This is a genomic window from Pantoea sp. X-Soil-YNGN-775, assembly GCF_059730575.1.
On sequence record NZ_AP035945.1, the window covers coordinates 702987 to 716821 of the forward strand.

General features: G+C 58.2%; 11 protein-coding genes. All 11 read left to right on the top strand.

Going from position 1 to position 13835, the window contains the following annotated elements; genetic code table 11:
• The first annotated feature begins 9 nt into the window (after positions 1–9).
• The 11 genes from AC6I8I_RS03130 (at position 10) to ftsA (ending at position 13822) form a co-directional block, all read left to right on the top strand.
• Positions 10–1776: a peptidoglycan glycosyltransferase FtsI gene (locus AC6I8I_RS03130; RefSeq protein ID WP_312055377.1), complete on the top strand. Its 1767-nt coding sequence runs from the start codon at positions 10–12 to the stop codon at positions 1774–1776.
• A complete protein-coding gene (gene murE / locus AC6I8I_RS03135) occupies positions 1763–3250 on the top strand; it encodes a UDP-N-acetylmuramoyl-L-alanyl-D-glutamate--2,6-diaminopimelate ligase (protein ID WP_312055378.1) in 1488 nt (495 codons plus the stop codon). Before AC6I8I_RS03130 ends, murE begins: the two co-directional genes overlap by 14 nt.
• Positions 3247–4605 carry a UDP-N-acetylmuramoyl-tripeptide--D-alanyl-D-alanine ligase gene (murF, locus tag AC6I8I_RS03140; protein WP_312759373.1) on the top strand — a complete coding sequence of 453 codons (1359 nt, stop codon included), beginning with the start codon at positions 3247–3249 and terminating at the stop codon, positions 4603–4605. The genes murE and murF overlap by 4 nt, the downstream gene beginning before the upstream one ends.
• The gene (gene mraY, locus AC6I8I_RS03145) at positions 4599–5681 is read left to right on the top strand and encodes a phospho-N-acetylmuramoyl-pentapeptide-transferase (RefSeq protein ID WP_031375978.1); all 1083 of its coding nucleotides are present in this window, start codon (positions 4599–4601) and stop codon (positions 5679–5681) included. Before murF ends, mraY begins: the two co-directional genes overlap by 7 nt.
• Positions 5682–5683: 2 nt before the next feature.
• Positions 5684–7000: a UDP-N-acetylmuramoyl-L-alanine--D-glutamate ligase gene (gene murD, locus AC6I8I_RS03150; RefSeq protein ID WP_312055380.1), complete on the top strand. Its 1317-nt coding sequence runs from the start codon at positions 5684–5686 to the stop codon at positions 6998–7000.
• Positions 7000–8214 (top strand): cell division protein FtsW, encoded by a 1215-nt coding sequence (gene ftsW, locus AC6I8I_RS03155; protein ID WP_312055381.1) that lies wholly within the window; start codon positions 7000–7002, stop codon positions 8212–8214. Before murD ends, ftsW begins: the two co-directional genes overlap by 1 nt.
• Positions 8211–9269, top strand: a complete 1059-nt coding sequence (gene murG / locus AC6I8I_RS03160) for an undecaprenyldiphospho-muramoylpentapeptide beta-N-acetylglucosaminyltransferase (RefSeq protein ID WP_312055382.1) — start codon at positions 8211–8213, stop codon at positions 9267–9269. The genes ftsW and murG overlap by 4 nt, the downstream gene beginning before the upstream one ends.
• Before the next feature lie 70 nt (positions 9270–9339).
• The gene (gene murC / locus AC6I8I_RS03165; protein ID WP_312055383.1) at positions 9340–10815 is read left to right on the top strand and encodes a UDP-N-acetylmuramate--L-alanine ligase; all 1476 of its coding nucleotides are present in this window, start codon (positions 9340–9342) and stop codon (positions 10813–10815) included.
• Positions 10808–11728, top strand: a complete 921-nt coding sequence (locus tag AC6I8I_RS03170) for a D-alanine--D-alanine ligase (RefSeq protein WP_312055384.1) — start codon at positions 10808–10810, stop codon at positions 11726–11728. Before murC ends, AC6I8I_RS03170 begins: the two co-directional genes overlap by 8 nt.
• Before the next feature lies 1 nt (position 11729).
• Complete coding sequence (gene ftsQ, locus AC6I8I_RS03175) at positions 11730–12569, top strand: cell division protein FtsQ (RefSeq protein ID WP_031375972.1); 840 nt, start codon at positions 11730–11732, stop codon at positions 12567–12569.
• A complete protein-coding gene (ftsA, locus tag AC6I8I_RS03180; RefSeq protein WP_003854739.1) occupies positions 12566–13822 on the top strand; it encodes a cell division protein FtsA in 1257 nt (418 codons plus the stop codon). The genes ftsQ and ftsA overlap by 4 nt, the downstream gene beginning before the upstream one ends.
• Positions 13823–13835 lie beyond the last annotated feature (13 nt).

Sequence of the window (13835 nt, forward strand, 5' to 3'; positions counted from 1 at the left end):
AGATAGCGAATGAGCGGCGCAGGCAGAACGCTGAAGTTGAAGAAACCGGAAGATAAGGCCAGCTTTGTAAGCTGGCGTTTTGCGTTGCTGTGCGGCTGTATTTTGCTGGCGCTGGGAGGATTACTGTCGCGTGTTGCCTGGCTGCAGGTGATTAATCCTGACAAGCTGGTGAAAGAGGGCGATCTACGCTCGCTGCGCGTTCAGGCGGTGCCGACGTCACGCGGCATGATTAGCGACCGCGCCGGACGACCGCTGGCGGTGAGCGTGCCGGTTAACGCTATCTGGGCCGATCCCAAAGAGCTGCATGCCGGCGGCGGCGTCACGCTGGACAGCCGCTGGAAGGCGCTGTCGGATGCGCTTTCGATTCCGCTCGACCAGCTGGCCGCGCGGGTTAATGCCAATCCCAAAGGCCGCTTTGTCTATCTGGCGCGCCAGGTTAATCCGGCCATCGGCGAGTACGTCAAAAAACTGAAACTGCCCGGTATCCATCTGCGTGAAGAGTCACGCCGTTACTACCCGGCGGGGCAGGTCACGTCTCATCTGATTGGTTTTACCAATATCGACGGTCAGGGCATTGAAGGGATTGAGAAAAGTTTTGATAAATGGCTGACCGGTGCGCCGGGCGAACGAACGGTGCGTAAAGACCGTTTTGGTCGCGTCATCGAAGATATCTCCTCGGTTGATAGCCGCGCCGCGCATAACCTGACCCTGAGCATTGATGAGCGCTTACAGGCGCTGGTCTATCGCGAACTGAATAACGCCGTCGCCTTTAACAAAGCTGAATCGGGCACTGCGGTGCTGGTGGACGTGAATACCGGCGAAGTGCTGGCAATGGCCAACAGCCCGGCTTACAACCCGAATAACCTCAGCAACACGCCGAAAGATCTGATGCGTAACCGCGCCATTACCGACATCTTCGAGCCGGGCTCTACCGTCAAGCCGATGGTGGTGATGACCGCGCTGCAGCGCGGCGTGGTCAAAGAGAACAGCGTACTGAATACCGTGCCGTACCGCGTCAATGGTCATGAGATCAAAGACGTGGCGCGCTACAGCGAACTGACCCTGACCGGGGTCTTACAGAAATCGAGTAACGTCGGGGTTTCACGTCTGGCGTTAGCGATGCCTTCCTCAGCGCTGGTAGATACTTACGCGCGCTTTGGGCTGGGCAAACCGACCAATTTGGGGCTGGTCGGGGAAAGCAGTGGCTTATACCCTCAAAAACAACGGTGGTCTGACATAGAGAGGGCCACCTTCTCTTTCGGCTACGGGCTAATGGTAACGCCGTTACAGTTAGCGCGAGTCTACGCAACCATTGGCAGCTACGGTATTAACCGTCCGCTGTCGATCACGAAGGTCGATCCCCCTGTCGCGGGACAACGCGTTTTCGATGAGTCACTGGTTAAAACCGTGATGCACATGATGGAAAGCGTGGCGCTGCCCGGTGGCGGTGGGGTGAAAGCGGCGATTAAAGGCTATCGCATCGCCATCAAAACCGGTACCGCCAAAAAGGTCGGGCCGGATGGACGTTACGTCAACAAATACATTGCTTATACCGCAGGTGTTGCGCCTGCCAGTCATCCTCGATTCGCGCTGGTGGTGGTGATCAACGATCCCCAGGCCGGCAAGTACTACGGTGGTGCGGTTTCTGCGCCGGTATTTGGTGCCATCATGGGCGGCGTACTGCGCACCATGAACATCGAGCCGGATGCCTTACCGACCAATGACAAGAACGAGATGGTGACTAACAGAAGTGAGGAATCAAGTGACAGATCGTAACCTGCGCGACTTACTCGGCCCATGGGTGCCAGGCGCGCCGGCGCGTCCACTGCGTGACATGACACTGGATAGCCGTACTGCGGCATCCGGCGATCTGTTTGTCGCTGTTGCAGGCCATCAGGCTGATGGACGCCGTTTTATTCCGCAGGCGATTGCACAAGGCGTTGCCGCCGTTGTGGCCGAAGCCGAAGGAGAAGCGGCCGACGGTGAAATCCGCGAAATGCACGGCGTACCGGTTATCTATCTGACGCAGTTGCATCAGCGTCTTTCGGCATTAGCCGGACGTTTCTACCAGCAGCCGGGCGAAAAACAGACGCTGATCGGCGTCACCGGCACCAACGGAAAAACCACCACCACCCAGCTGCTGGCGCAGTGGGCCAGCCTGCTGGGCGAAACCAGTGCAGTGATGGGAACGGTGGGTAACGGATTGATCGGCCAGCTTACGCCGGCGGAAAACACCACCGGCTCGGCGGTCGATGTTCAGCATCTGCTGTACGATCTGGCGGAACAAGGTGCCACGCTGACCGCGATGGAGGTTTCTTCCCACGGGCTGGTTCAGCACCGTGTTGCGGCATTGCCGTTTGCGGCCGCCGTGTTCACCAATCTCAGCCGCGATCATCTCGATTATCACGGCGATATGCAGCGCTATGAGTCCGCCAAATGGCTGCTGTTCTCTGAGCATCAGGTTGGTCAGGCGATTTTGAACGCCGATGATGAAGTCGGTCGTCGCTGGCTGGCCAGCCTGCCTGATGCGGTTGCCGTGACGATGGAAAATAATTTACAGCCTGGCTGCCGCGGGCGCTGGCTGAAAGCCGATGCGGTGCAGTATCACGATAATGGCGCGCATATCCGCTTCAGTTCCAGCTGGGGCGAAGGCGAGATCGACAGTCGTCTGATGGGAGCATTCAACGTCAGCAACTTACTGCTGGCGTTGGCGACGCTGCTGGCGCTTGACTATCCGCTTGACGCCCTGATCAACGCAGCAGCGAAATTGCAGCCGGTCAACGGCCGGATGGAAGTATTTAGTGCTGCCGGCAAACCGACGGTAGTGGTTGATTATGCCCACACCCCGGATGCGCTGGAAAAAGCGCTGGAAGCCGCACGCCTGCATTGCACAGGAAAACTGTGGTGCCTGTTTGGCTGCGGCGGCGATCGTGATAAAGGCAAACGTCCGTTAATGGGCGCCATCGCTGAGCAATTCGCTGATGTGGTGGTGATCACCGATGACAATCCGCGCAGTGAAGATCCGCAGGCGATTGTGAAAGATATTCTGTCCGGCCTGCTGGACCCGGGTCGCGCCCGCGTGGTCTCAGGCCGCGCACAGGCGGTGACCAACACCATCATGCAGGCGCAGCCGGACGATATCGTGCTGGTGGCGGGTAAAGGCCACGAAGACTACCAGATCATCGGCAATCGCCGGCTGGATTACTCCGATCGCGCCACGGTAGCGGCGCTGCTGGGAGGCGCGGCATGATCCCGGTTTCCTTACGTACGCTCGCTGAAATCACCGGCGGCACGCTGTATGGCAGTGATTTAACCGTTGCTGACGTCACCACCGACACCCGTAAAGTGACGGCAGGCAGCCTGTTTATCGCGCTGGTCGGCGAACGTTTTGATGCCCATGACTTTGTGGGTGATGCGATTGCTAACGGCGCGCAGGCGCTGCTGGTGAGTCAGCATTTACCTGTCGCCGTTCCGCAGGTGGTGGTTGAGGATACCCGACTCGGCTTTGGCAAGCTGGCGGCATGGGTACGCCAGCAGGCGACAGCCCGGGTCGTGGCACTGACCGGCTCATCCGGGAAAACCTCGGTCAAAGAAATGACCGCAGCGATCCTGCGCCAGTGCGGTGAAACCCTGTATACCGCCGGTAACCTCAACAACGATTTTGGCGTCCCGATGACGCTGCTGCGTCTGACCAAAGATCATCAGTACGCGGTGATTGAGCTGGGTGCTAATCATCAGGGCGAGATCGCTTACACCACCGAACTGGTGCGGCCGGAGAGCGCGCTGGTCAACAACCTGGCGGCGGCGCATCTGGAAGGGTTTGGCTCGCTGGCAGGCGTCGCTAAAGCCAAGGGCGAAATATTTATGGGATTGCCGGCCAACGGCACGGCGATCCTCAATGCGGATAGCAATGACTGGCCGAACTGGCAGGCGCACCTGCAGGGCCAGACGGTGTGGCGCTTTTCGCCGCAGGCGGCCGGATGTGATTTCTCTGCCCGTGATATCAGCATTGCGCATGATGGCACCCACTTTGTGATGGTGACGCCGCGCGGTGAGGTGGCGATTACGCTGCCGCTGCCGGGACGGCATAACGTCGCCAACGCGCTGGCGGCGGCGGCCCTGGCGTTGTCGGTTGATGCTCCGCTGAGTGCGATACAGCAAGGGCTGAAAACGCTGCAGTCGGTGCCGGGCCGCCTGTTCCCGATACGTTTATCTGCCCACCAGCTGCTGCTGGATGATAGCTATAACGCCAACGTCGGATCGATGACCGCTGCGGCGCAGGTGCTGTCAGAAATGCCGGGTTATCGGGTGATGGTCACCGGCGATATGGCGGAGCTGGGTGAAGAGACCGAACAGTGTCACCGTGAAGTCGGGCTGGCGGCGCGTGCTGCCGGTATCGATAAGGTCCTGAGCGTGGGAAGCGTCAGCCAGTTGATCAGCGAAAGCAGCGGCGTTGGCGAACATTTCAGCGATAAAACCGCGCTGACTGAACGTTTACGTCAGCTGTTGTCCGAACACAAAGAAATCACTGTATTGATTAAAGGCTCGCGTAGTGCCGCCATGGAGCAGGTAGTACAGAGCTTACAGGAGAAAGGAACATGTTAGTTTGGCTGGCCGAGCATCTGGTCGCTTTTTATTCGGGCTTTAACGTCTTTTCGTATCTGACGTTTCGCGCCATTGTCAGCCTGCTGACCGCGTTATTTATCTCTTTGTGGATGGGACCGCGCCTGATTGCCTGGCTGCAGAAATTGCAGATTGGACAGGTAGTCCGTAACGATGGCCCGGAATCGCACTTCAGCAAGCGCGGGACCCCGACCATGGGCGGCATCATGATCCTCACCTCAATTACCATTTCGGTGCTGATGTGGGCTTATCCGTCAAATCCGTATGTCTGGTGCGTGCTGGTGGTGCTGATCGGCTTTGGCATCATCGGTTTTGTCGACGACTACCGCAAAGTGGTGCGCAAAGATACTAAAGGCCTGATCGCCCGCTGGAAATATTTCTGGATGTCGGTGATTTCGCTCGGCGTGGCGTTTGCCCTGTACGTGGCCGGCAAAGATACCCCCGCGACGCAGCTGGTGGTGCCGTTTTTCAAAGACATCATGCCGCAGCTGGGGCTGTTTTATGTGCTGCTGGCCTACTTTGTGATTGTCGGCACCGGCAACGCCGTCAACCTGACCGATGGCCTTGATGGGCTGGCAATTATGCCAACGGTATTTGTTGCGGCGGGCTTTGCGCTGGTGGCCTGGGCAACCGGGAACGTGAAGTTTGCCGAGTATCTGCACATTCCTTATTTGCGTCATGCCGGTGAGCTGGTGATTGTCTGTACCGCCATCGTCGGGGCAGGGCTGGGGTTCCTGTGGTTCAACACCTATCCGGCTCAGGTCTTTATGGGCGATGTGGGTTCGCTGGCGTTAGGCGGCGCACTGGGCACCATTGCAGTGCTGCTGCGTCAGGAGTTTTTACTGGTGATCATGGGGGGCGTATTCGTGGTTGAAACGCTGTCGGTGATCCTGCAGGTGGGATCGTTTAAGTTGCGCGGCCAGCGTATTTTCCGCATGGCGCCGATCCATCACCACTATGAACTGAAGGGCTGGCCGGAACCGCGCGTCATTGTGCGCTTCTGGATTATTTCGTTAATGCTGGTGCTGATTGGCCTGGCCACGCTGAAGGTGCGTTAATCATGGCTGACTATCGGGGAAGAAAAGTGGTCATCATCGGGTTAGGCCTGACCGGTCTCTCCTGTGTTGATTTCTTTTTAGCGCAGGGCGTAACGCCTCGCGTGATGGACACCCGTGTGTCGCCGCCGGGGCTGGATAAATTGCCGGCGCAGGTGGAACGCCATCTGGGTGGCATTAACGGCGACTGGCTGCTGGATGCCGACCTGATTGTCGCCAGCCCGGGCGTCGCGCTGGCCCATCCGATTCTGAGCGAAGCGGTAGAAGCCGGCATTGAAATCGTCGGTGACATTGAGCTGTTCTGCCGTGAAGCCCAGGCACCGATCGTGGCGATTACCGGCTCCAACGGCAAAAGCACCGTGACCACGCTGGTGGGTGAGATGGCGAAAGCGGCCGGCTGGCAGGTCGGCGTGGGCGGCAATATCGGCTTACCGGCGCTCAGCCTGTTGCAGTCACCGGCACAGCTTTATGTGCTGGAACTCTCCAGCTTCCAGCTGGAAACCACCCACAGTCTGAAAGCGGCGGCAGCGACGGTACTTAACGTCAGTGAAGATCATATGGACCGCTATCCGCTGGGCATGCAGCAGTATCGTGCCGCCAAACTGCGCATTTATGAAAATGCGAAGGTCTGCGTCGTCAATGCCGATGATGCGCTGACCATGCCGGTACGCGGCGCAGATGCGCGTTGCGTCAGCTTTGGCATTGACTTCGGTGACTATCATCTCAATAAGCAGCAGGGCAATGTCTGGCTGCGGGTGAAAGGCGAGAAGGTGCTGAACACCGCTGAAATGAAGCTGGTGGGACAACACAACTACACCAACGCGCTGGCGGCGCTGGCGCTGGCCGATGCGGTAGGACTGCCGCGCGCTTCCAGCCTGGCTGCATTAACCCAGTTTAATGGCCTGGCGCATCGCTTCCAGCTGGTGCATGAGCATCAGGGCGTGCGCTGGATCAACGATTCTAAAGCCACCAACGTCGGCAGCACCGAAGCGGCGCTGAATGGCCTGCAGGTCAGCGGCACCCTGTGGCTGCTGCTGGGCGGCGACGGCAAATCTGCCGATTTCTCGCCGCTGACGCCTTATCTGCAGGGCGACAAGGTGCGGACCTACTGCTTTGGCCGCGATGGCGATGCGCTGGCGTCGCTGCGTCCGGAAATAGCTGTGCGCACCGAAACCCTGCGTCAGGCGCTGGAACAGATTGTCCCGCAGCTGCAGTCAGGCGATATGGTGCTGCTGTCACCGGCCTGCGCCAGCCTTGATCAGTTCCGCAACTTTGAACAGCGTGGCGAACAGTTCGCGCAACTGGCGAAGGAGCTGAGCTGATGCATATTCCTGGCGCGGGTCTGGCGCGTTTCTTCTCTGGTCGCCTGAAAGATTGGGTCATGGGGTCGCGCGAGAGTGATGACACCTCGCTGGTGCTGTATGACCGCACGCTACTGTGGCTGACCTTAGGTCTGGCAGTGATTGGTTTTGTGATGGTGACTTCTGCCTCAATGCCGGTCGGTCAGCGTCTCAACGATGATCCGTTCTATTTTGCCAAGCGTGATGCGTTTTATATCGCGCTGGCGGTCGGCATGGCGCTGGTCACGCTGCGGGTGCCGATGGATTTCTGGCAGCGCTACAGCAACGTGATGTTGATGGCCTCTGTCGCCATGCTGCTGATTGTGCTGGTGGTCGGCAGTTCGGTTAACGGGGCCTCGCGCTGGATCGCCCTCGGCCCGCTGCGTATTCAGCCCGCCGAATTATCCAAACTGACCCTGTTCTGCTATCTCGCCAGCTATCTGGTGCGCAAAGTGGAAGAGGTGCGTAACAACTTCTGGGGCTTCTGTAAGCCGATGGGCGTGATGGTGGTGCTGGCGGTGCTGCTGCTGGCGCAACCGGACCTCGGTACCGTGGTGGTGCTGTTCGTCACCACGCTGGCCATGCTCTTCCTGGCCGGTGCCAAACTGTGGCAGTTCCTGGCCATCATCGGCTCCGGCATTTTTGCCGTGGTGCTGCTGATTATCGCCGAGCCGTACCGTATGCGCCGCGTCACATCGTTCTGGAACCCGTGGGAAGATCCGTTCGGCAGCGGCTACCAGCTGACCCAGTCGCTGATGGCATTTGGCCGCGGTGAATTCTGGGGCCAGGGGCTGGGTAACTCGGTGCAAAAACTGGAATATCTGCCCGAAGCGCACACCGACTTTATTTTCTCGATTATCGGTGAAGAACTCGGCTACATCGGTGTGGTTATGGCGCTGTTAATGGTATTCTTCGTCGCTTTTCGTGCGATGTCGATTGGCCGCCGTGCACTGGAGCTGGATCAGCGTTTTTCTGGCTTTCTGGCCTGTTCAATTGGCGTCTGGTTTAGCTTTCAGGCCCTGGTTAACGTCGGCGCGGCAGCCGGTATGCTGCCGACTAAAGGTCTGACCCTGCCGCTGATCAGTTACGGTGGGTCGAGTCTGATTATTATGTCGACCGCCATCGTCTTTTTGTTACGCATAGATTATGAAACGCGTCTGGCAAAAGCGCAGGCGTTTACCCGAGGTGGTCGATGAGCAGTAAGCGATTGATGGTGATGGCAGGCGGAACCGGTGGGCATGTCTTTCCCGGTCTGGCTGTTGCCCATCATCTGATGGAGCAGGGCTGGCAGGTCCGCTGGTTAGGCACTGCCGACCGTATGGAAGCGGATTTAGTGCCGAAGCACGGTATCGACATCGATTTCATTCGCATCAGCGGACTGCGCGGCAAAGGCGTTAAGGCGTTACTGCTGGCTCCGCTGCGCATCTTCAACGCATGGCGTCAGGCGCGTCGCATCATGAAAGCCTGGCAACCGGATGTAGTACTGGGGATGGGCGGTTATGTCTCCGGACCGGGCGGCTTAGCGGCCTGGAGTTGCGGTATCCCGGTGGTGCTGCATGAGCAGAATGGCATTGCCGGCCTGACCAACAAATGGCTGGCGAAGATCGCCACCAAAGTGTTGCAGGCATTTCCCGGCGCGTTCCCCCGGGCGGATGTGGTCGGCAATCCGGTGCGTACCGACGTGCTGGCGCTGCCACTGCCGGCTGAACGGCTGGCCCAGCGCAGCGGCCCGATTCGGGTGCTGGTGGTTGGTGGCAGTCAGGGCGCGCGGGTGCTGAACCAGACGCTGCCGCAGGTTGCCGCTGAACTGGGTGATCAGATCACGCTGTGGCACCAGACCGGGAAAGGCGGTTTGCCGGTAGTTGAAAAAGCCTATCAGCAAGTCGGCCAGACCCAGCACAAGGTGACCGAGTTTATTGATGATATGGCCGCAGCCTATGCATGGGCTGATGTGGTGGTTTGTCGCTCCGGCGCCTTAACGGTGAGCGAAGTGGCTGCTGCCGGTTTACCGGCGATTTTTGTGCCGTTTCAGCACAAAGATCGCCAGCAGTACTGGAACGCGCTGCCGCTGGAGAAAGCGGGCGCGGCCCGAATTTTTGAGCAGCCGCAGTTTACGGCGGAGGCGGTAGCGGATCTGCTGCGCCACTGGGATCGCCCGACATTACTGACGATGGCCGAACAGGCCCGTCAGGTTGCGATCCCCGATGCGACCGAGCGGGTCGCGCAGGAAGTGGCTCGCGCCGCAAAGTAATCATTCCGGTCAGCGCGTCTGACCCGTGCTCGGGTTGAGCACAAACTGATAGAGCAGGTAATTGAGAGCGATGAATACACAACAATTGGCAAAACTGCGAACTATTGTGCCCGAGATGCGACGCGTCCGGCACATCCACTTTGTCGGCATCGGCGGTGCTGGCATGGGCGGTATTGCCGAAGTGTTAGCAAATGAAGGCTACCATATCAGCGGTTCAGATCTGGCCCCTAACCCGGTGACCCAGAACCTGATTGCGCTGGGTGCCACCATTTATTTCAACCATCGCCCTGAGAATGTGACCGACGCCAGTGTGGTGGTGGTCTCCAGCGCCGTTGCGCAGGACAACCCAGAGCTGGTGGCTGCGCGCGAGCAGCGCATCCCGGTGATCCGTCGGGCCGAAATGTTGGCTGAGCTGATGCGTTTCCGTCATGGCATCGCCGTTGCGGGTACCCATGGCAAAACCACCACCACGGCGATGGTGTCGAGTATTTATGCCGAGGGCGGTCTTGATCCGACCTTTGTTAATGGCGGCCTGGTGAAAGCGGCAGGCACTCATGCGCGCCTGGGCAGCAGCCGTTACCTGATTGCGGAAGCCGATGAGAGCGATGCATCGTTCCTGCATCTGCAGCCGATGGTGGCAATTGTCACCAACATCGAAGCCGACCATATGGATACCTACCAGGGCGACTTCGAGAACCTGAAGCAGACTTTTATTAACTTCCTGCACAACCTGCCGTTTTATGGCCGTGCCGTGATGTGCGTGGATGATGTGGTGATCCGTGATCTGATCCCGCGGGTGGGACGTCAAATCACCACTTATGGCTTCAGTGATGATGCGGATTTCCGCATTGAAAATTACCATCAGCGCGGTTCACAGGGCCACTTTACGCTGGTCCGTCAGGACAAACCGCTGCTGCAGATTACCCTGAATGCGCCGGGTCGTCATAACGCACTTAACGCGGCAGCAGCAGTGGCGGTGGCCAGCGAAGAGGGCATTGATGACAATGCGATTCTGGCCGCGCTGGAGAGTTTCCAGGGCACCGGCCGCCGTTTCGATCTGTTGGGTGAGTTCCCGACCGAACCGGTTAACGGTCAGGCGGGCAGTGCGATGCTGGTGGACGATTATGGCCATCATCCGACCGAAGTGGATGCGACAATTAAAGCGGCACGTGCCGGCTGGCCGGATAAAAAGCTGGTGATGGTGTTTCAGCCGCATCGCTACACCCGTACCCGCGACCTGTTTGATGACTTCGCTAACGTGCTGTCACAGGTTGATGTCCTGCTGATGCTGGACGTCTACTCTGCCGGCGAGACGGCGATTCCTGGTGCTGACAGTCGCTCGCTGTGCCGTGCGATTCGCAATCGCGGCAAGGTTGATCCGATTCTGGTGCCTGAGCATGACGCATTGCCAGAAATGCTGGCACCGCTGCTGTCTGGCAACGATCTGATTCTGGTGCAGGGGGCCGGCAACGTCGGCAAGGTTGCCCGCAAGCTGGCGGATTGCAAGCTCCAGCCGGAACGTAAAGCGGAGGATCGTCATGGCTGACAAAGTTGCCGTATTGATGGGCGGGACGTCCGCCGAGCGCGAAGTGTCGCTGATGTCTGGTCAGGCGGTGCTGGCCGGGCTGCGTGAAAGCGGTATCGACGCGCACGCTGTCGACACCCGCGATGTCTCGGTACTGACGCTCAAAGAGCAGGGCTTTACCAAAGCGTTTATCGCTCTGCATGGCCGTGGCGGCGAAGATGGCACGCTACAGGCGGTGCTGGAATTCCTGCAGTTGCCTTACACCGGCAGCGGCGTGATGGCGTCAGCGGTCACCATGGACAAGCTACGCACCAAGCTGCTGTGGCAGGGGCGCGGTTTGCCTTCCGGGCAGTTTGTCTGGCTGACGCGCCAGCAGTTCGATGCCGGACTGGATGCAGAGACGGAAGCGGCCATTGCTGCGCTCGGGCTGCCGTTATTCGTCAAACCCGCCTGTGAAGGTTCCAGCGTGGGGATCAGCCGGGTCAATGCGCTGAGCGCCTTACCTGACGCGCTGGCGACCGCTTTTGAGCACGACGATAACGTACTGGTCGAGGCGTTTCTCAGTGGCGCGGAGTACACGGTGGCGATTGTGGGCGATCGCATCCTGCCCTCTATCGAAATAAAGAGCGCCAGCGAGTTCTATGACTATGAAGCAAAATATATTTCTGACGATACTCAGTACATCTGTCCGGCCGATCTGAGCCCGGCGCGTGAAGCTGAGTTGCAGCAACTGGTGCTGGCGGCCTGGCGTGCGCTTGGCTGTCGCGGCTGGGGCAGGGTGGATGTGATGGCCGATGGTGCGGGCAATTTCCAGCTGCTTGAAGCCAATACTTCACCGGGCATGACCAGCCACAGCCTGGTGCCGATGGCGGCGAAACAGGCCGGCATGAGTTTCGCGCAGCTGGTTGCGCATATTCTGGAGTTGGCCGACTGATATGTCACAGGCGGCGATGAGAGTTCGAAACCGTGAACCGCAGGAGCGTATACGCACCGGGCGCAGTAACGGAGCCCGACTGTTCGGCATCGTTTTTTTGCTGATCGTGATAGGCATTATGATTTCTGGTGGGCTGGTGGTGCTGAAGTGGATGAACGATGCATCACGCCTGCCGTTATCGAAACTGGTGGTGACCGGGCAAACCCATTACACCACCCACGATGACATTCGCCAGGCGATTCTGTCACTTGGCGCGCCGGGCACGTTTATGTCGCAGGACGTGGATATTCTGCAGCAGCAGATTGAGCGGCTGCCGTGGATTAAGCAGGTCAGCGTGCGTAAACAGTGGCCGGACGAACTAAAGATTCATCTGGTGGAATATACACCGGTGGCGCGCTGGAACGATCTGCATATGGTGGACGCGGATGGCGTCTCCTTCAGCGTTCCGGCTAACCATATCGGCAAAGAAACCCTGCCGATGCTGTATGGACCGGAAGGCAGTGAGAAAGAGGTGCTGGCGGGTTATCACAGCATGGACGATGTACTGAAGGCCAGAAAGTTTACCCTGAAGGTCGCGTCGATGACGGCCCGGCGTTCATGGCAGCTGGTCACCAGTGACGATGTGCGCATCGAACTGGGGCGCAGCGACACCATGAAGCGTCTGAACCGCTTTATTGAGCTCTACCCGGTACTGCAACAGCAAGGTCAGAACGAGAGCAAACGTATCAGCTACGTGGATTTACGATACGACTCGGGCGCCTCTGTTGGCTGGACGCCGGTCGTGATGGAGCCACAGGACAGTAATCAGCAACAGAACCAGGCACAGGCTAAACAACAATGATCAAGGCAACGGACAGAAAATTGGTAGTTGGACTCGAAATTGGCACCGCGAAGGTTGCCGCCCTGGTTGGGGAAATTCTGCCCGATGGTATGGTCAATATTATTGGGGTGGGCAGCTGCCCGTCCCGCGGTATGGATAAAGGTGGCGTGAATGACCTTGAGTCGGTGGTGAAATGCGTACAGCGCGCCATCGATCAGGCTGAGCTGATGGCAGATTGCCAGATTTCCTCCGTCTACCTTGCGTTATCGGGCAAACATATTAGTTGTCAGAACGAAATCGGGATGGTTCCGATTTCCGAAGAGGAAGTGACTCAGGATGATGTAGAGAACGTCGTACATACCGCTAAGTCGGTGCGTGTGCGTGACGAGCATCGCATCCTGCATGTTATTCCTCAGGAATACGCCATCGATTATCAGGAAGGCATCAAAAATCCGGTTGGTCTTTCCGGGGTGCGGATGCAGGCAAAAGTGCATCTGATCACCTGCCACAACGATATGGCGAAAAATATTGTCAAAGCCGTTGAACGATGTGGCCTGAAAGTTGACCAACTGATTTTTGCCGGCCTGGCATCCAGTTTTGCCGTCCTGACCGAAGACGAACGTGAGCTGGGCGTCTGTGTTGTCGACATTGGTGGCGGTACAATGGACATTGCCGTATATACCGGCGGTGCTTTACGGCACACTAAGGTTATTCCTTATGCAGGCAACGTGGTCACCAGCGACATCGCCTATGCGTTTGGCACACCGCCAACCGATGCGGAAGCGATCAAAGTACGTCACGGTTGCGCGCTGGGATCGATTGTTGGCAAAGATGAGAACGTTGAAGTGCCGAGCGTGGGCGGACGTCCACCGCGCAGCCTGCAGCGTCAGACGCTGGCCGAAGTGATTGAGCCGCGTTACACCGAGCTTTTGAATCTGGTCAATGACGAGATTCTGCAGTTACAGGAACAACTGCGTCAGCAGGGCGTGAAGCATCATCTTGCGGCAGGCATTGTCCTGACCGGGGGTGCCGCGCAAATTGAAGGACTGGCGGCCTGTGCGCAACGCGTATTCCATACGCAGGTGCGTATCGGACAACCGCTGAATATTACCGGCTTAACTGACTATGCGCAGGAGTCGTACTACTCCACCGCGGTGGGACTGTTGCATTACGGCAAAGAGTCGCACATGAACGGCGATGCAGAGACCGAAAAACGGGTTTCCGTAGGCAACTGGTTCAAGCGCATCAATAGTTGGTTGAAAAAAGAGTTTTAATTTTTGTGAAAGG